The sequence below is a fragment of the Cupriavidus sp. SHE genome, assembly GCF_000812445.1.
Classification (GTDB): Bacteria; Pseudomonadota; Gammaproteobacteria; order Burkholderiales; family Burkholderiaceae; genus Cupriavidus; species Cupriavidus metallidurans.
Genome location: NZ_JWMB01000027.1, coordinates 49,277 through 66,002, shown reverse-complemented (window position 1 = coordinate 66,002; position 16,726 = coordinate 49,277). Strand labels below are relative to the sequence as shown.

Below are 16,726 nucleotides of genomic sequence, written 5' to 3'. Positions count from 1 at the left end.
TTGGCGTTGCTTCGGAGGCTACGTACGGAAACAGCAGTGAAGAATGGCGTGCGGCGGAGGCGGGGCGCGTGGCTGGCTCTGCGCGCGCTCCGCAAGCATTGGCGCGTTGTCCAGCACGGGGGGCTCGACGACGATGCTGACGAGGAACGGGATGAATGCCGGAATCTGCGGCGTGGCGTGGTCCGCGTGCTTCGCGTTGGCCTGGCAATGGCTCATGCAAAGCGCTTTCTGGCCGTCGTTCTGCGCGGCATCCTGCTCGGCCATGTCGGCGCAGGACATCGTCGCTTCCATCGACGGATGTTCATCCGTCGAGTTCATCCCCATCGTGCAGGCATAGGCGGCGGTCGCCAGTTGCACCGACAGGAACAAGATCAGAAGGAATCCGGCAATCCATGAATGCCGGCGGGCCAGATGACGCACGATCTACGAGGATGTCAAAACAGCGCCAAGCATAACGGCTTTTTCGTTGAAAGCAATAGCGGGATTTGATTGGCATCCAGGATGCTTGAACGTTCCCACGGCAGGAACGTTCAAGCGGCATGTGACTGGAGCATGTGTTGCGTCAATGCTCGCGACACCCGGCGGTGTACCGGAATGCCAATCGTGAGATTGGCGCAGTGCCGCGATCAGCCGCTGTGCCTCGGCGCCTGATTGAAGAGGGGTCAATAGCTGCGCGAACAGATTGTCAGGTGGTGATTCATGGGCCGAAAGATTGAGTTCCGGATCCGATATCCACGACAGAGGTAATTCAAAAGATGGATGCGAAATTAGGCCCTCTGGCGGAGTGCCGCCGTGCTCACTTCATGCAAATAATTAAAAAAAAGAAAGGAGAACGGGATGAAATCAAAACTTGCTGCTTTGTCGATGGCCCTGGCGGTCGGACTCGTATCTGGCTGCGGAGGCGGTGGTGGGGATGGTACAACGCAGGCGTCGGGCGGCAGTTCCGGCACCGCGAGCCCAGCAGCGCCGGGCACCACGCCATCGACGCCAGTAACGCCACCAACCACTACCAACCCGCCCGCGACGGTGACGGAGTTGCAGACCACCAAGGCGCTGCTCAAGTCGGCACTGGCGGATGGCGGGGCGCCAACCACCATGACGTCGCCGCCGATCATTACGGCTGGCACGGCCAACATGCCGTCGACGATCAAGGACAGCACGCTGGTGCCGCCTAACGATCCGTCGCTGCGCTACATTGGCGCCATGGAAACGGCCGGCACCGCTATCCCGGATAATCAACTCGTCAAGAACACGGCAGTGAACTACGGCGGATTGGGCCGCGATTCCAACGTCTACTACATCGAGTTCGTCACCGACGCGCCAACGTTCGAGATCCTGGTAAAGGGCAACTACCAGATATCGGCGCACCGGATTCTGGTGGATGGGCAGTATGCCTCCACCACACCGGTTGCGTACCCGGACGACGGCAACCTGTACCTCACGCGCGTCGACTTCCAGGGGGCGAGGAAGTCCCGAAAGATCCGTATCGAGACGCCAAACATGCGATTCGGCGGACTGCGGATCGCCCCCGGGGATTCCGTCACGGCACCACCGGTGGTGCCGAAGGTGCGGGCTGTCATACTGGGAGACTCCATTACGGAGGGGATGGCCGGACTAGGCTACAGCTTCGACAACTATGCGGCCAAGCTTGGCTATCTGGTGGGCTGGAACGACATGTATCAGTCCGGCGTAGGCTCCACCGGCTATCTGGCCGCCCCAGCGCCGAAACTCAAGTTCCGCGACCGTGTCGCCACCGATGTCTATCCGTTCAAGCCGCACGTGGTCGTCATCGCCGGCGGGCTTAATGATGCCTGCACATCGACGGACGAATTCAAGGCGGAAGCCACCGCCCTGTTCGATGACGTGCAGAAGAACCTGCCCAACACCGTGGTGTTCGTTGTGGGGCCGTGGTCGCCCGGTTGCGAGCTTCAGGCGCATCAGGACGCCATCAAGGCGGCCGTTGGCACCCGCGCCAACTTCTACTTCATCGACAACATGGGGGAGCAGTGGCAGACCGGCACGGGGAACGTCGCCAACCCGAAGGGGGATGGCAATAGCGATATCTACATCTCCGCCGACGGGGTGCATCCGACTGCCGCGGGTCATATCTACCTGGCGGGCAAGATGGCAGACGCGGTGAGGAAGGTGGTGAACACGTTCTGACGCTTGCGACTGTCACGAGAGAAAGCCCCGGCCGCAAATGAACGGCCGGGGCTTTTTCATTGGTGCCGACGCCTGCGCACGACGGGTAGTCGTGGCTGGTGCCGGCACGCTTCGGATCAACAGCGTGCTGATTACTGCAGATTACCGGCCACGGCGATGGTCTGGCCCGTGATGTAGTTCGAATCCGGCGAGCAGAACAGGTAGACGCCGCCAGCGGCTTCTTCCGGCGTGCCGCCCCGGCCGAGCGGGTTGCGCTGGGCGTGCGACTTGAGCATTTCCGGATTCAGGCCGACGCGAATCTCGCGGCCTTCGATGTTCACGGTGGCGCCCGCATTCGCGTCGGCCGAGGTCATGCGCGTATGGATCAGGCCGAATGCCACGGCGTTCACGTTGACGTTGAAGCGACCCCACTCGCGTGCGATGGCGCGTGTCATGCCAATCACACCGGCCTTCGCGCCCGAGTAGTTGATCTGCCCGGCATTGCCGTTCAGCGCCGACGTCGACGAGATGTTGACGATCTTGCGATAGACCTCGCGGCCCGCTTCCTTGTCAGCAGCGTGCAGCGCCTTGATGTGCGGATACGCGGCCCGCAGGATGCGGAACGGGGCCGTCATGTGGCAGTCGAGAATCGCGTGCCATTGCTCGTCGCTCATCTTCTGCACCACGTCGTCCCAGGTGAACCCGGCGTTGTTGACGATGATGTCGATGCCCTTGAACTCGGACATCGCCGTGCCGATAAAGCGGTCGGCAAAGTCGGGTGCCGTCACGTTGCCTACGCAGGCCACGGCTTCCACGCCCATCTTGCGCAACGCTTCCACGGTGGCGTGGGCGGGCTCCGCATCCAGATCATTGATGACCAGGCGCGCGCCTTCGCGCGCCAGGCGTTGTGCGATGGCGTGGCCGATGCCGCGGCCGGAACCGGTGACCAGTGCCACGTTGCCTTCGAGTGCTCCCATGTCTTGACTCCTTTGGTGATGATGGGTGGCTTGAACAGCTTGTTACAGGGCGACGACTGCGTCGCCCAGGATCCTCGTTTCGTCGTACTGGTTCGCGGTGCGCAGTTCGACCTTCACGCGGTGCTCGCCGTCGGCTTCGAACTTCTCGACCACGTGGCCTGTGCAAGTGATGCGATGGCCCAGATGGGTGATTCCGACGAAGCGCACGCCGAAGTCGCGGATCTGGCGCTGGTCAACCCACAGGGTCAGCAACCGGCCCAGGTACGCCATCGACAGCATCCCGTGGGCGAACACGTCCGGCATGCCTGCCTTGCGGGCGTAGTCGATGTCGATATGGATCGCGTTGTGGTCGTTCGACGCGCCGGCGAACAGCGCCAGCGTGGTGCGGTTGATCGGCTCCAGCGTCAGGGGCGGCAGCGTGTCGCCCACCTGGATCTGTTCGAAATTCGGCATACTCATGGAACCCCTCCGCTTATCCATTGCGCTGTACCAGCACGCTGCGCAGGTCCGCCACGTGCTCGTTGTCCTGGTTGGTGACACGGGTCTCGCGCACCACGAAGTCCAGGGCGCCATTCCGCTTGTCGTAGATGTCGGTGATGGTGGTGCGGAAGTGCAGCACATCGCCGGCGTAGGCCATGCGGTGATACGTGAACGATTGCTCGCCGTGCAGGATGCGCTCGGTGCGAATGCCCAGTTCCTCGCGCCAGCCGCTCGGCGGGTTCACCAATTCCAGCGAGAACAGGAACGTTGGCGGCAACGGCAGGCCGCGATGGCCGGCGTCGCGTGCGGCGGCCTCGTCCGTGTAGATCGCGCGCGTCTCGCCGGTGGCCTTGGCGAAGAAGCGCAACTGGCTCGTGGGCGCCGACGTGCGGAAGTCCGCGATGACCTTGCCGATATGCTTCTTGTCGATCATTGGGGGCTCCTTCAGTCGTGCTTCTGGTAGAGCGTCACCACGCAGGCGCCGCCCAGGCCAAGGTTGTGCGTGAGCGCGTTGCGCGCGCCGGCCACCTGGCGCTGATCGGCGTTGCCGCGCAGCTGCTGGACCATCTCGTAGCATTGCGCCAGACCCGTGGCGCCGAGCGGATGACCCTTGGAAAGCAGGCCGCCGGACGGGTTCACGACCCACTTGCCGCCGTAGGTGTTGTCGCCGTCATTGACCAGCTTCTCAGCGCAGCCTTCGTCGCACAGGCCGAGACCTTCGTAGGTCAGCAGTTCGTTCTGCGCAAAGCAGTCGTGCAGCTCGATTACATCGACGTCCTGCGGACCGATACCGGCTTGCTCGTAGACCTGGCGCGCGCCTTCACGCGTCATGTCGAAGCCCACCAGACGGATCATGTCGCTCTCGTAGCTGCTGGCGCGATCGGTCGTCAGCGACTGGGCGGCGATCAGTACATCAGTGCGCAACCCATGCTTGCGGGCGAAGTCTTCCGATACGACGATGGCAGCGGCCGCGCCACAGGTCGGCGGGCAGGCCATCAGGCGGGTCAGCACGCCATCCCACAGCATCGGGGCGTTCATCACGTCCTCGGTGCTGACCACGGTGCGGAATACCGCCAGCGGATTGTTCGCGGCGTGGCGGCTGGCCTTGGCACGGATTTTCGCGAACGTTTCCAGCTTTGTGCCGTACTTGCGCATGTGCGTCTGGCCGGCGCCGGCGAACTGGCGGATGGCGTTGCTCATGCCTTCGGTCTTGCCGACCAACTTGTCGGTCAGGTTGAGCGCGCGCTCGAGCGCGCTGGCGCGGTCGGTCCAGACCGACTTCAGCGCGCCCGGGCCCATGTACTCGAATCCAAGCGCCAGCGCGCATTCCACGGTGCCGCTTGCCACGGCCTGGCGGGCCAGGAACAGTGCCGACGAACCCGTGGCGCAGTTGTTGTTGACGTTGATCACCGGAATACCGCTCATGCCAACGTCGTAAAGCGCCTTCTGGCCGCAGGTGGAATCGCCGTAGACGTAGCCGACGTAGGCCTGCTGAACGAGGTTGTAGTCGACGCCGGCATCGGCCAGCGCCTGGCGCGTGGCGGTGGCGCCCATCACGTCATAGGTGTCGCTGGTGCCCGGCTTCTTGAACGGGATCATGCCGGCGCCGGCAACAAAGACCTTGCGAGTCATGGAGAGTCTCCTGTCAGGTATATGGCTGTAGGGTTGTCTTGGGGGGTAGGGGTTCAGAGCTTGCGGGAGATGAGGTCGCGCATCACTTCGCTGGTGCCGCCGTAGATGCGCGTGACACGCGAATCGGCGAACGCGCGCGCCACCGGGTACTCGAGCATGTAGCCGTAGCCGCCGTGCAGCTGCACCATTTCGTCGAGCGCCTTGCCCAGCGCCTCGGTGGCGTAGAGTTTCGCGATGGCGGCTTCTTCAAGGGAGAGGCGGCGGCGGATATGCTCGCTGAGGTAGTAATCCACCATCACGCGCACGGCAACGGCCTGTGCCTTGATGTCGGCGAGCTTGAACTTGGTGTTCTGGAAATCCCACACGGTCTGGTTGAAGGCCTTGCGCTCCTTCACGTAGGCGATCGTGTGTTCGAGGCACGCCTCGAGCTTGGCGGCGGCGCTGACTGCAATCGACAGGCGCTCCTGCGGCAGTTCGCCCATCAGGTAGGCAAAGCCCTTGCCTTCCTCGCCCAGCAGGTTCGACACCGGCACGCGCACGTTGTCGAAGAACAGCTCGGCCGTGTCCTGGGCGTGCTGGCCCACTTTCTCCAGCTTGCGGCCCCGGCGGAAACCCTCTCGGTCGGCTTCCACCATGATCAGGCTCACGCCGCGCGAGCCGGCCGCCGGATCGGTCTTGCAGACCATGATGATCAGGTCGCAGTTCAGGCCGTTCGAGATAAACGTCTTGCTGCCATTGATCACGTACTCGTCGCCATCGCGAATGGCGGTGGTACGTACGGCCTTCAGGTCGCTGCCGGTGCCCGGCTCGGTCATGCCGATGGCGAGAATGGCCTCGCCCGAACACACCTTTGGCAGCCAGCGTTGCTTTTGCTCTTCGTTGGCGATGCGTGCGATGTACGGGGCGATGATGTCCGAATGCACGCCGAAGCCCGGGCCGCTGACACCGACGCGCGCCAGCTCTTCGTTGAACACGGCCGAGTGGCCGAAGTCACCGCCACCGCCACCGTACTCTGTGGGCAATGTCACGCACAGCAGGCCTTCGCGACCGGCCTTGAGCCAGGTTTCGCGATCCACCTTGCCGGCCTTGTCCCAGGCGGCTTGCTTGGGCAGGCACTCGCGCTCCAGGAAGCGGCGGACGGTTTCGCGGAACATCTCGTGATCTTCGCGGTAAACGTTACGTTGAACTTGCATGACAGTCTCCTCTTGAGTTGTTGTCGTGCGGGCGGGCTTATCGCACGCAGGCAATGTGGCTTTCGGGTTCGGGATGGAACAGGGCTTCGACCAGATGGGCGCGGCGTGCCCGCGTGGCGGCCTGATTCACGTAGCCCTTGTCGGCGATTTCGTTCGCGTCCATCGATGGCGGCTCCGCCATCAGCATCACGCGACGCACGGACAGACTGGCGCTCTTGCCACTCGCCGGCGCGTGCAGCCGAGTGCGAATCGCTTCGACGACGATGGGGTGCCGGACCAGCGCCTCGGCATCGAGCGCCGCCAGTTCGGGCGCAAGGCTCCGGCAGGCTGCGACGTTGGGCCAGGCCAGCGCCGCCAGGTAGTCATGGTCGTGGCCGCAGATCACCGCATCGTTGAGCAGCGGCGCGCATTGTTCGACAAGCGTAAGGCGCACCGCGCCGGTACGGACCCAGGTGCCGTTGGTGAGTTTGAAGTCCTCGGCCACTCGGCCGGCGAACGACAGGCCGCGCGCAGGATCGGAGGGGTCCTGCAGACGCACCGCGTCTCCCATCTTGAAGAAGCCTTCTTCATCGAACGCGGCAGCGGTCAGGTCGGGGCGCTGCAGGTAGCCCTTGAACACGTTGGGGCCCTTGATGCGGATCTCATAGCGGCCATCACCGCCTTCGAGCGGGACGAGCTTCGCGGAAACGCCGGGCGCGGGCACGCCGATGTTCCCAGTGGTCTCGCTTGGCCACGTGCAGTACAGGCCCACGCCGCTCGACTCGGTGCAAGCGAGGCCCGAGCAGAATGCCACGCGCTCGCCGATGGTGCGTTCGGACAGCGCGTGGATGCGGTCCCAGACATCGCGCGGCAGGCTGGCGCCGCCGTAGGAAAAGTTCACCGCCTCGGAGAACAGGTTGCGTGCGACTTCCGGATCGCGCTCGGCCGCGGCCACCAGCATCGTCCAGCCGGCCGGCACGGCAGTGAACACGGTTGCAGCGACATCGCGCATATTGCGCACGGTGCGCTCGAAATGGCCCGGCAGCGGGCGTCCATCGTCGATATAGTGGCTGCCGCCCAGCGTGACCACGCGCGTCATGTTCAGCACGCCACCCAGGCCGTGGTGCCATGGCAGCCAGTCGAGGTAGCGGGACGGGCGTTCCAGCAGCGGCCGAAAGCTCTCCAGGTAGTAAGCGGCGACGGCGCGGAGATTGCCGTGTGACAGCGCCACGGCCTTGGGCACACCGGTGGAGCCGGACGTGAACAGCACGCGGCCCAGGTCGTCTTCGCGGATGGCATCGTGCGCGGCCTGCACCGCCGCGCGGCGTGCCGGCGTCACGGCGGTGGCGACTAGGGAGGCCCAGTCCCGCTGGCCGTCGCGCGCGCCGTGCACCGCGATGACGGGCACATCAGGCTTGCCGATGACGTCGAGGGCGCGGGCGAAGGCGCCGGCATCCTGCACGAAGATCGCACCCGGCGGTACCAGGCTCACCACGTCGCGGAGTCGTGCGAAATCCTTGCTCACCAGCGAATATGCGGGTGAAACCGGCGCCACGGGCACGCCGATGTGCTCGGCTGCCAGCACCAGTATGGCGTGTTCGATCGAGTTGCCGGAGAGGATCATCAGTGGACGGTCAGCGCCCAGGTCCATCTCCAGCAGGGCGGCGCCGACGGCCTGGATTTGCTGCCAGATCTCGGCCCAGGTGATCATGCGCCACGGGGCGTCCGGACTGGTCGATTCGCGTTCGGCGAACGCGCAGGTATCGCCGCGTTGAACCGCCCAGTGGGCTGCAAACTCGCCGAGTCCGCGCTGGGCGGGGTCGGCCGGGGGGTTGGCGCAGCGCAGGACGATGGTGCCGTCGGTACGCTGCTCGACGAGCGTGGTGCGCGGCGGGAATACCGTTGGCCGGAACTTGGGCGCGGTGTCGCTGCGGGCAGCGGACGTTGCAGTCATGGAACGCGTCTCCTCGGTCAGCGGCACATGGTGCCGCAGGGCGTTTGTCGCCTGCCGATCCCGCGGGATCGGACGTGCGATCGAATGATGCTAAGTTACGCCCGGGGAGGGGGCGGCCACTACCACCCATGTCAGGTGGCGTGGCCGCTTGTAGTGGTCAACTATCGCGAGGGAGGGAGTGCCCGGGTCAGCTCGGGCGGGAAAGGTCGCGCACACGCGCGACGGCTTCGTCGCGCGAGGTCACGCCAAGCTTGCGGAAGATGTTGCGGAGGTGCCACTTCACGGTCTCGGGCGATAGGCCGAGCGTGCGGGCGATCTTCTTGTTGGGTAGCGCTTGTCCGAGCAATTCCACCACATCGGCTTCGCGTTCGCTCAGTGGCTCCGCCAGCGTGCGCAGCGTGGCCGGTGCTGCAGCGCGGGCTGATGCCACCGGGTTGGTGGCACCGGTCGCGCGCAGGCGGCTGATGTAGAACGCGAGCAGCGGATCGGGCGCTTCGCCGGGCTGTTGCGCCAGTGCGGCAATCTCGTCGAGCGCGCCCGGGTCAACGTCGAGCAGGCTGCGCACCAGGCCGAGCCGGTGGCCCGCGCGCAATGCAGCCAGCACGCGCTCGCGCGCGGACGCATCGTTGCCGAGTCGATGATCGGCCAGCGCTGCCATCCACTGCATTTGCGCGAGATGGCGTTGCCATCCGCGTCGTTGACACTGGTCGATCAGCGGGCCGACGGCGGCGGCCGCCTTCGCGGGATCACCGTCGTCCAGGTATCCCTTGACGCGCGCGCGGCGTGCCACCAGAAGGATCTCGTCCACGGTGCCAGGGCCCGCGTCGCGGTGGCGTTCGGCGATGGCCTCGAGCCGCGCCAGGCAGGCATCCGCCGCGGCAGGGTCGCCGGCTCGCCGATGCAGCCGGACCTGGCCGGCGAGGCTGTGCGCGAGCAAACGATCAAGCCCGCGTCGCGTGGCATGTTCTTCCAGCCGTTCGAGGTAGGCAAAGGCATCCAGATGGTGGCCACGAGCGGCATGGCAGTTCGCCAGCGTCATGAAGACGCGCAATACCGAATCGGGAATCGAGATCCGCTCCAGCACGTCCACACGGGGCTCCAGCATGGCCAGCGCGGCTTCGATCTGGTTCTGCTCGTAGAGCACCTCGCCAAGCATGGCTGCCGCAAAGTACTCGGGCTCAGTCCCGAATGCGCCGGCCTGTTCGCTTTCGCGTATCACGTCACGGCAAATGCGCTCCACCTGTGTGATCTTGCCTTCTATCGCGTAGCTGAAGGCGGCCATGCATCGGCCGTTGAGCATGCCGGCCGCGCTGCCGAGCAGCGGCGCGCCCTCGACGATTAGCGGCGCGTTTTCCGACTGGATGGCGCGGGCGCGCTCATAGTTGCCCTGGTGCATGTAGAGCCACGTCAGCAGGTTGTTGCGCGCGCCCACCATCAGGCCGCCGACGTCGTCCGGCATCGATTCGAGCAACGGCTGTAGCCGCTGCGCGCCCTCGGCGTTGTCGGTCAGCACCATCCACATCATCTGGAGTTGCCTGAGGCGCTGGCGCAGTTCCCCTTCGGCTGGCAGTTCGCCATCGAGCGCGTCGAGCTCGGCCCGCGCTGCATTGACTTCGTGCGCATAGAGTTGCATCTGTACCGTGAGCAGGCGCAACGCTGGCCGGGCACGGACCTCGGGTTTGGGAAGCTGCTGCAGCAGGCCTGCCACCTTGCGCACCTCGCCACGTCCGATCAGGGTCGATGAGTAGCGTTCGACCAGATCCGCCGCGGTACCGGATTCGCCGGCCAGCACCGCGTGCCTGACCGCTTCGACGAGCAGCCGGTGATCACGGAACCACTGCCAGGCCGCCATATGGACCTGATGCCGCACCGCTTCGCTGCGCTGGCGGAACCGCTCCGCCAGTGTTTCGCGCAGGAGCGGATGCAGCCGGTACCACGGTGCCCGGTCGGGCCCCTGTACCGGTTCGATAAACAGGTTCTCGTTGTCAAGCCGCGCCAGAAGCGCCGACACCACGGGTTCCGAATCGGCGCCCCCCCCAGTCAGGGCGACACAAAGCGATGCGCAGAAGCGCTCGCAGGCGGCCGCGTGCACCAGCAACTCGGCTTCGTCCGGGGCCAGGCGCGACAGCACCTCGCGTTCGAAATAGGCCGAGAAGGCGCCCGCATTCAGCACATTGGCGCGCACGAAATCGTTGGCGAACGACAGGCTGTTGGCGTCCTGCTTCTTGCGTTTCCAGTGCGTGGCGAACAGTTGCAGGCCGGCTACCCATCCGTCGGTCAGCTCGTGCAGTACCCGTGCATCGCGCGCGTCGATCCCGGTCAGCTGCGTGGCCAGGAAGCGCCGCGATTCGTCGGCGGTCAGCCGCAGGTCGCGCTGGTCGAGTTCAAGCACGAGGTCCTGGTCACGCAGGCGTCCCAGCGAGAGCGGCACCTGGCTGCGCGAGGCCAGCACCACATGCAGGTTTGGCGGCGCGTAGTCCAACAGCCACTGCATGGCTTCCAGCACGCGGGGGTTGGTCAGGCGATGCAGTTCGTCGATCACCAGCACGATCTCGCGCGGGCACGCCGCGATGCCGCCCACCAGCGCGATCACGGTGCGCTCGATTGCCTCGCTTTCCATGTCGCCCAGGCCGCCGAGGAGGGCGGCCTCGCGCGTGATGGCGGGGCTGACCTGCGCCAGGCTCGCCAGCACGTGGTCGAGCCAGTGGGTCATGTCGTTGTCGTCGTCGGCCAGCGTCACCCAGGCCATGTCGAAGCCCAGAGCGCGCAGGTCGAGCCGCCAGGCCACCAGCACGGCTGTTTTGCCGAAACCGGCGGGCCCCTGGATCACGATGCAGCGGCGCCGGCGAGCCTCGGTGAGCTGGGCCAGCAGCCGTTCGCGTGCCACCACGCGCGCGGTGCCGCGCGGATGCGCGCGCGCCGCCGATAGCGGCGAAACGTCAGGAGATACGTCGGGAGAGATATCTGCGAAGACGCCGGTCGATGCGGAGTCCGCCGGCGCGGAAAAAGGCAAGGGCATGGGTTTGACCAGCGCCGGATGCGGCGGCGCGCAGGAGGGGCAAGGGCCCGATGCCAAGCGATTCTACTCGCCGCCCCGGTGGCGCGGGAGGAACAAAAGCGCACGACCGTGCGCTTTGCGCGGTTCCCACCCGCTTCAGGTGGGCCAGGGAGGCTGTTGGCCGCAACGCGCGCACGCGGGCATATCCTGCTGGCCATACGGTCTGCGAAGGGTCTGAGAGTGCTGGCCGGCATGTATGGAGCCGATGTCCATGGATTGCAGTGTGCCTTCCCACAAGCTCATGCCGCCCAGGCTGGGCGGCGGCATCGCCATGCGCGACGCGCTGCTTGCGCGGCTGCATGAGGCGCGCCATGCGGCGCTGGTGGTGCTGGCCGCCAGCCCGGGGTACGGCAAGACCACGCTGTTGGCGCAGTGGCGCCAGCAACTCGTGGGGGCCGGCGCGCGCGTGGGCTGGCTTTCGCTCGGCCCGGAACTTGACGCGCCGGCGCGGTTTTGCGCGGCCATCGCGGCCAGCGTAGCCAGCGTGGCCAGCGTGGCCAGCGTGGCCAGCGTGGCCAGCGTAGTACAGGGCGACGTGTCGCCATCATCCCGGTACGATCCGACCGAAGCCCTGATCGCGGCGCTGGCCGACGTGCCCGACGAACTCTATCTGATGCTCGATGGCGCGGAGTGCCTGCGCGACACGGGCGCATGGGCCGTGTTGCAGGCCTTGATCGACGCGCGCCTGCCGCGCCTGCATCTGGCGCTGGCCACGCGCTGCCGTCCGGCCCTGCGTCTTGGCCAGCTTGGGGCGGAGGGCGTGGTGGTCGAATTCGACGACGAATCGCTGGCCTTCACCCTGGCCGAAATCCGAGCGTGTCTGCCGCCCGAATCGGGCCAGGCCGCGAGCGTGCGGTTGCTGGAGGCTACCCGCGGCTGGCCGGCGGGCGTGCGAATGCTGGCAGGGGCACGCACGGCCGACGATTCGCGCGCGGCGCTCGACGCGTACTGGACCGAAGTGGTGGCGCCAGGGCTGAGCGCGGGACAGGCGCGGCTATTGCGCTGGCTCGCATGGCTCGACCGCTGGACGCCGGAACTTGCCGCCGAGATCACCGGTGTGCCTCGCGCCGTCGAATGCGCGCGGAGTCTGGTCGGGCAGGGGATCTTCATCGGCCCAGCCCGGGCGCACGCTGGCTGGTACACGCTCCATCCGCTGTTTGCCGACTGGCTGCGATGGTCGATGCCGCTTGGCGGTGCCGACCGGCTGGCGCTGCACCGGCGAGCCGTCGCCGCATGGCTGCGGGTCGGTAGCAGCGGCGAGGCGCTGGACCACGCCATGCGTGCCGACGATGCCGGGCTCGTGGCGCACGTCGTGCGCGAAGCCATGCCGGCGATGCCGGCGCTGAGTCAACTTCGCGCGTTACCGGTCTGGATCGATCAGGCTGGCATCGAACGTGTGGTCGACGAGCCCGCCATGCTGCTGGCCGCGGCCTGGGCTTGTACCGTTGCGGCACGTCTGGAAGATGCGGAGCGCTGGCTGGCCATGCTCGCCGGGCGCGACGATGTTGCCGCGCAGGTCGCGCTGATCCGCGCGAGCATCGCATTCCAGAAGGATGACCCTGCCGCCATGGATGTCTGGCTGGCCCGGCTCGGCGGCCATGCACTGCCGCATCCGTCGCTGGAGTACATTCGCGCCGCGCTGGCGGTGCGGTGCGGTGCCATGCTGCATCGGCCCGAGTTCCCGCCGGTGCCAAGGCTGGAAGCGGCACCTCATGATGAACTGGTGGCGATGGCGCATGGCGCGGCAGCGTTGACCATGCTGATGCGCGGGGATGCGCGCAGGGCTCAGGCCGTCGGGATGCCGGCGGCACGCATGGCGCAGCAGATTCATGGCAGGCGTTCGGTGAGCGCTTGCGTATGCGCGGTGCCGGTCGCGGCCGCCCTGCTCGAACAGGACCGCGCCGAAGAAGCCGCCGAGATGCTGGCCTGCTGGCTCGACCTGGCCCATCACTCCTCGCCGGACGTGATGATCGTGGCCACGCTGTGCCAGGCACGGCTGCAATGGCTGGCCGGCGACCAGCATGGCGCTCGCGCGACGCTGGCCGAGGCGCAGGCCCGCGCGGCGGGGCGGGGGCTGATGCGGGTGCAGTTACGTCTGCTGGCGCAGCGGGTGGTGTTCGCCATTCAAGCCGGGGACTTGCGGCATGCTGGCCTGCTGCAGGACGAACTCGACGCGCTGGCCGCCACGCTGGATGCATCGGACATGCGCGCCCGGGAGGTCGGCACGATCGCGGCGCTGTCGCGCGTGCGCGTGGCGCTGAGTGCCGGCAACCCGGTTGGGGCGCTGGCCGCGCTGGAGCCGGTCCGCTCCGACAATGCCGGCGCGCTGGTCCTGATCGATCTGCTGTTCGCGCGTGTGAATGCCGCCCTGGACCGGCCACAACTGGTGGTGCGCCATCTTGAATCGGCACTGGCCGCGGGGCTGCGGCTTGGCCTGTTGCGCATGTTGCGCGACGAGCCAGGCATTCCGGCGCTGCTCGACTGCGTGCAGCCATCGGGCGACGCGGTGCGCGACAACTGGCTGGGCCGGGTGCGCGCCGCGAAGGATCAGCTCCAGCAGCCCGCCACGTGCCTGCCGATGGTTCGGCGGCGCAGGCGTGACGGTGAGCCGGAGCATCTGACCCCGCGCGAGCGCGATATTGTCGCGCTGCTCGAGCAGTCGATGTCGAACAAGCGCATCGCGCTGGTGTTGAACCTGAGTGTCGATACGGTCAAGTGGAACCTGCGCCAGATCTACGCCAAGCTGGGCGTCTCCACGCGCTACGAAGTCATACTGGCCGTGCGCAACCGGGCGCTGCGCACGGGTACCGCCTGACGATGGACGGCCGGTGACGGCCAGGTCCAGACCGGACCAGACCGGACCAGACCGGGCTGGACTAAGCGGCGACCACCGAGAACACGGCCGTCGTCTGCAGCACCATCCGGTCCCCCACATAGACATCGCAACTGCCATTCATGAGCCGCTTGCCGATCTTGTGCAGCGTGACGCGTGCCTCCACGAACTCGCCCTCGCGCACGGCGCCAAGGTAGCTGACGCTCAGTTGCGCCGTGCGGGGGATCAGGTCGGGGTTGGTGCGCCGCAGGATCACGCCGTACGCGGAATCCGCGAGCGTGGCCAGAAAGCCGCCGTGGACGATGTCCTGCGCGTTCAGGTGGGCAGTCGTGATGCGCGTGGCCAGGATTGGCTCGCTCTCGTGGACATAGAAGTCGCCGCAGGTCGTCATGAAACCCGGGCTGGACCGCACGCGCCTGAAGCCGTGCGGCGTGTCCGAGGTGGCCGGCAGCAGGACCAGCATCGGCGCGCTCATGGCTGCGCCTCGACAAAGCCAAGCCCCTGCGCGCGCAGCTTGGCAATCGCGGCGTCGTCGAATCCCCATTCGCGCAGCGCGGCGCCGCCATGCTGGCCACGTGCCGGGGCTGCGTGGCGGATTTCGGACGGGGTGCCGAGAAAACGCGGCGCTGGGCCCGGCTGCACCACGCCGTCCAATTCGATGAAGCTGCCGCGCGCGCGGTGCTGCGGATGGTCCGGCGCTTCGGAAAAGGCCAGCACCGGCGCCACGCAGGCATCGCTGCCGTCGAAGATCGCGCACCACTCATCGCGCGTGCGGGTCAGGAATACTTCGGTGAAGCGGCGGCGCAGGATGGGCCAGCCGGCGCGGTCGTGCTGGCCGGGCAGGGTCTCGCCGGCCAGGCCAAGCTTTTCGATCAGTTCAGCGTAGAAACGCGACTCCACGGCGCCCACCGACATGTACTGGCCATCCCGGGTGCAATAGCTGTCGTACCAGGGGGTGCCGCCGTCCAGCAAGTTGCTGCCACGCGACTCGCGCCAGTTGCCCGAGGCAATCAGGCCCCAGATCACCGCGCCAAGCTGCGCGGCGCCTTCGATCATCGCCGCATCCACCACCTGGCCCTTGCCGCCGCGATGCACGTTGAGCAAGGCGGATACCACGCCAAGCGCCAGCAACATGCCGCCGCCACCGTAATCGCCCACCAGGTTCAGCGGCGGAACCGGGGCCTCGCCGGCACGGCCGATCCCCGACAGCACGCCCGACAACGCAATGTAGTTGAGGTCGTGCCCCGCGCGGTCGGCCATCGGGCCGGTCTGGCCCCAGCCGGTCATGCGGCCGTAAATCAGGCGCGGATTGCGCGCCAGCGCGATAGCGGGGCCCAGCCCAAGGCGCTCCATGGTGCCGGGGCGGAATCCCTCGATCACCACATCGGCCTTGGCGATCAGTTCCAGCGCGGCCTGCTGGCCTTCCGGCTGCTTGAGGTCGATGGTGACCGAGCGGCGGCCGCGCCCCGTGATGTCGATGCGCTTGCCGGGGCCGCGCTTCGGGCCCAGGTCCGTGGGGGCCACGGGCCGGTCGATGCGGAGCACGTCGGCGCCCATGTCGGCCAGAAGCATGGCGCCGAACGGCCCGGGGCCGATGGCTTCGAATTCGATGACGCGGATACCGCTGAGGACGCCCATGGTGGTCTCCCGAAGATGGTTTTGTCTGACTGCCAGTAGACCAAAATCCGACATGGGGCGAAGCCACCCGTATCAGGTTGGACGTGCCGGGTTTGCGCGGTGGCGGCGAATCGCGTTCCTATAATCGGCTGACTATATCGAGGAGACATCATGCCCGGCGCGCAGCGTATTGCCCAAACCACCCCCGACGCCGGCGATCTTCGCCGCGAGGTACGCGCCCTGACGCACCGCGCGCATCGCATGGCCCTGGCGCAGGCATGTGCCACGGAAGCCTACGAAGACCGGCTGGCTGCACTGTTCGACACATGGATGGCAACCGGCGATGGGCGGCAGCGCGTGGTCTGCTTCGCCACGGCGGCGCAGTTCGGTCTGGATGTGAGGCGGTACGCCGAGTCATGTCGTCAGGCCGCTACCTGCGATGGTGGCGAGGCGGTGCGGATGCTCTACCTGGCGGCCGCGCGCCGACTGCGTAGCCGCTGGGGCGAGGCCGCGCGCCGGCTCGAAATCGGCGACGCCACGGTGGCCGCCGCCGCGCGCGTCCGTGCCATGCCGGCCACAGGCGAATCGCCGCTGTGCGCGCACTGCGAGCGTCTACGCCACGACAGCCGTCGCGCGGGCGGCCACGGGGCGTTGCGTCCCGCGGGCGATCTGCAGTGGCGCAGTCTGGGCGGCAGCGCCATGTGCGAAACGCGCGCGCATCAGTGCATGTTGTGCCGGACGGACTGGATGCGGCATCGCACCGGCGCGGACCCGTTCGTGGGATGGACGATCAGCCGGCGCCCTCGATGACCCAGAAGCGGAAAGGGAGCGGTGGCGCCGCTCCCTTTCCGTTTTCTTCCT

The 16,726-nt window shown here is 66.8% G+C and carries 13 protein-coding genes; 3 read left to right on the top strand and 10 right to left on the bottom strand.

Features of this window, described 5'->3' with window-relative positions; all coding sequences use genetic code 11:
* Positions 1 to 18: 18 nt before the first annotated feature.
* On the bottom strand, positions 19 to 420 hold the full coding sequence (locus RN01_RS15270; protein WP_017512624.1) for a hypothetical protein: 402 nt from the start codon (positions 418 to 420) through the stop codon (positions 19 to 21).
* Positions 421 to 837: 417 nt separating this feature from the next.
* Here RN01_RS15270 and RN01_RS15265 point away from each other — a divergent pair, with 417 nt between their 5' ends.
* On the top strand, positions 838 to 2,163 hold the full coding sequence (locus RN01_RS15265; protein ID WP_024570994.1) for an SGNH/GDSL hydrolase family protein: 1,326 nt from the start codon (positions 838 to 840) through the stop codon (positions 2,161 to 2,163).
* A 131-nt stretch (positions 2,164 to 2,294) separates the two neighbouring features.
* Here RN01_RS15265 and RN01_RS15260 read toward each other — a convergent pair whose 3' ends face one another.
* From RN01_RS15260 to RN01_RS15230, 7 genes are all read right to left on the bottom strand, one after another.
* Positions 2,295 to 3,119, bottom strand: coding sequence for an SDR family NAD(P)-dependent oxidoreductase (locus RN01_RS15260; protein ID WP_017512622.1), 825 nt, complete (start codon positions 3,117 to 3,119; stop codon positions 2,295 to 2,297).
* 42 nt (positions 3,120 to 3,161) lie between these two features.
* Positions 3,162 to 3,578 (bottom strand): MaoC family dehydratase, encoded by a 417-nt coding sequence (locus tag RN01_RS15255; protein ID WP_024570995.1) that lies wholly within the window; start codon positions 3,576 to 3,578, stop codon positions 3,162 to 3,164.
* Between the two features lie 13 nt (positions 3,579 to 3,591).
* On the bottom strand, positions 3,592 to 4,032 hold the full coding sequence (locus RN01_RS15250) for a MaoC family dehydratase N-terminal domain-containing protein (RefSeq protein ID WP_024570996.1): 441 nt from the start codon (positions 4,030 to 4,032) through the stop codon (positions 3,592 to 3,594).
* An 11-nt stretch (positions 4,033 to 4,043) separates the two neighbouring features.
* Positions 4,044 to 5,231 carry a lipid-transfer protein gene (locus RN01_RS15245; RefSeq protein WP_017513987.1) on the bottom strand — a complete coding sequence of 396 codons (1,188 nt, stop codon included), beginning with the start codon at positions 5,229 to 5,231 and terminating at the stop codon, positions 4,044 to 4,046.
* A gap of 53 nt (positions 5,232 to 5,284) precedes the next feature.
* The gene (locus tag RN01_RS15240) at positions 5,285 to 6,424 is read right to left on the bottom strand and encodes an acyl-CoA dehydrogenase family protein (RefSeq protein ID WP_017513986.1); all 1,140 of its coding nucleotides are present in this window, start codon (positions 6,422 to 6,424) and stop codon (positions 5,285 to 5,287) included.
* Positions 6,425 to 6,461: 37 nt separating this feature from the next.
* Positions 6,462 to 8,357 carry a feruloyl-CoA synthase gene (locus RN01_RS15235; protein WP_017513985.1) on the bottom strand — a complete coding sequence of 632 codons (1,896 nt, stop codon included), beginning with the start codon at positions 8,355 to 8,357 and terminating at the stop codon, positions 6,462 to 6,464.
* A gap of 187 nt (positions 8,358 to 8,544) precedes the next feature.
* Positions 8,545 to 11,376 carry a LuxR C-terminal-related transcriptional regulator gene (locus RN01_RS15230; RefSeq protein WP_024570997.1) on the bottom strand — a complete coding sequence of 944 codons (2,832 nt, stop codon included), beginning with the start codon at positions 11,374 to 11,376 and terminating at the stop codon, positions 8,545 to 8,547.
* Between the two features lie 262 nt (positions 11,377 to 11,638).
* Between RN01_RS15230 and RN01_RS15225 the strand changes: the two genes are divergently transcribed.
* Positions 11,639 to 14,230, top strand: coding sequence for a LuxR C-terminal-related transcriptional regulator (locus RN01_RS15225; protein ID WP_223277366.1), 2,592 nt, complete (start codon positions 11,639 to 11,641; stop codon positions 14,228 to 14,230).
* A 61-nt stretch (positions 14,231 to 14,291) separates the two neighbouring features.
* Here the strand turns inward: RN01_RS15225 and RN01_RS15220 are convergent, their stop codons facing one another.
* Both RN01_RS15220 and RN01_RS15215 read right to left on the bottom strand, forming a co-directional pair.
* Positions 14,292 to 14,723, bottom strand: coding sequence for a PaaI family thioesterase (locus RN01_RS15220; RefSeq protein WP_017514703.1), 432 nt, complete (start codon positions 14,721 to 14,723; stop codon positions 14,292 to 14,294).
* Positions 14,720 to 15,886: a CaiB/BaiF CoA-transferase family protein gene (locus RN01_RS15215; protein ID WP_024570999.1), complete on the bottom strand. Its 1,167-nt coding sequence runs from the start codon at positions 15,884 to 15,886 to the stop codon at positions 14,720 to 14,722. The genes RN01_RS15220 and RN01_RS15215 overlap by 4 nt, the downstream gene beginning before the upstream one ends.
* A gap of 150 nt (positions 15,887 to 16,036) precedes the next feature.
* On the opposite strand from RN01_RS15215, the gene RN01_RS15210 reads away from it, so the two are divergent.
* Entirely contained in the window at positions 16,037 to 16,675 is a 639-nt protein-coding gene (locus RN01_RS15210) for a hypothetical protein (protein WP_017514645.1), read from the top strand.
* The last annotated feature ends 51 nt before the right edge of the window (positions 16,676 to 16,726 follow it).

Coding starts and splice junctions, on each gene's coding strand:
- RN01_RS15265 (WP_024570994.1), top strand. CDS start 838: ATGAAATCAAAACTTGCTGCTTTGTCGATGGCCCTGGCGGTCGGACTC.
- RN01_RS15240 (WP_017513986.1), bottom strand. CDS start 6,424: ATGCAAGTTCAACGTAACGTTTACCGCGAAGATCACGAGATGTTCCGC.
- RN01_RS15210 (WP_017514645.1), top strand. CDS start 16,037: ATGCCCGGCGCGCAGCGTATTGCCCAAACCACCCCCGACGCCGGCGAT.
- RN01_RS15260 (WP_017512622.1), bottom strand. CDS start 3,119: ATGGGAGCACTCGAAGGCAACGTGGCACTGGTCACCGGTTCCGGCCGC.
- RN01_RS15255 (WP_024570995.1), bottom strand. CDS start 3,578: ATGAGTATGCCGAATTTCGAACAGATCCAGGTGGGCGACACGCTGCCG.
- RN01_RS15230 (WP_024570997.1), bottom strand. CDS start 11,376: ATGCCCTTGCCTTTTTCCGCGCCGGCGGACTCCGCATCGACCGGCGTC.
- RN01_RS15235 (WP_017513985.1), bottom strand. CDS start 8,357: ATGACTGCAACGTCCGCTGCCCGCAGCGACACCGCGCCCAAGTTCCGG.
- RN01_RS15220 (WP_017514703.1), bottom strand. CDS start 14,723: ATGAGCGCGCCGATGCTGGTCCTGCTGCCGGCCACCTCGGACACGCCG.
- RN01_RS15250 (WP_024570996.1), bottom strand. CDS start 4,032: ATGATCGACAAGAAGCATATCGGCAAGGTCATCGCGGACTTCCGCACG.
- RN01_RS15245 (WP_017513987.1), bottom strand. CDS start 5,231: ATGACTCGCAAGGTCTTTGTTGCCGGCGCCGGCATGATCCCGTTCAAG.
- RN01_RS15215 (WP_024570999.1), bottom strand. CDS start 15,886: ATGGGCGTCCTCAGCGGTATCCGCGTCATCGAATTCGAAGCCATCGGC.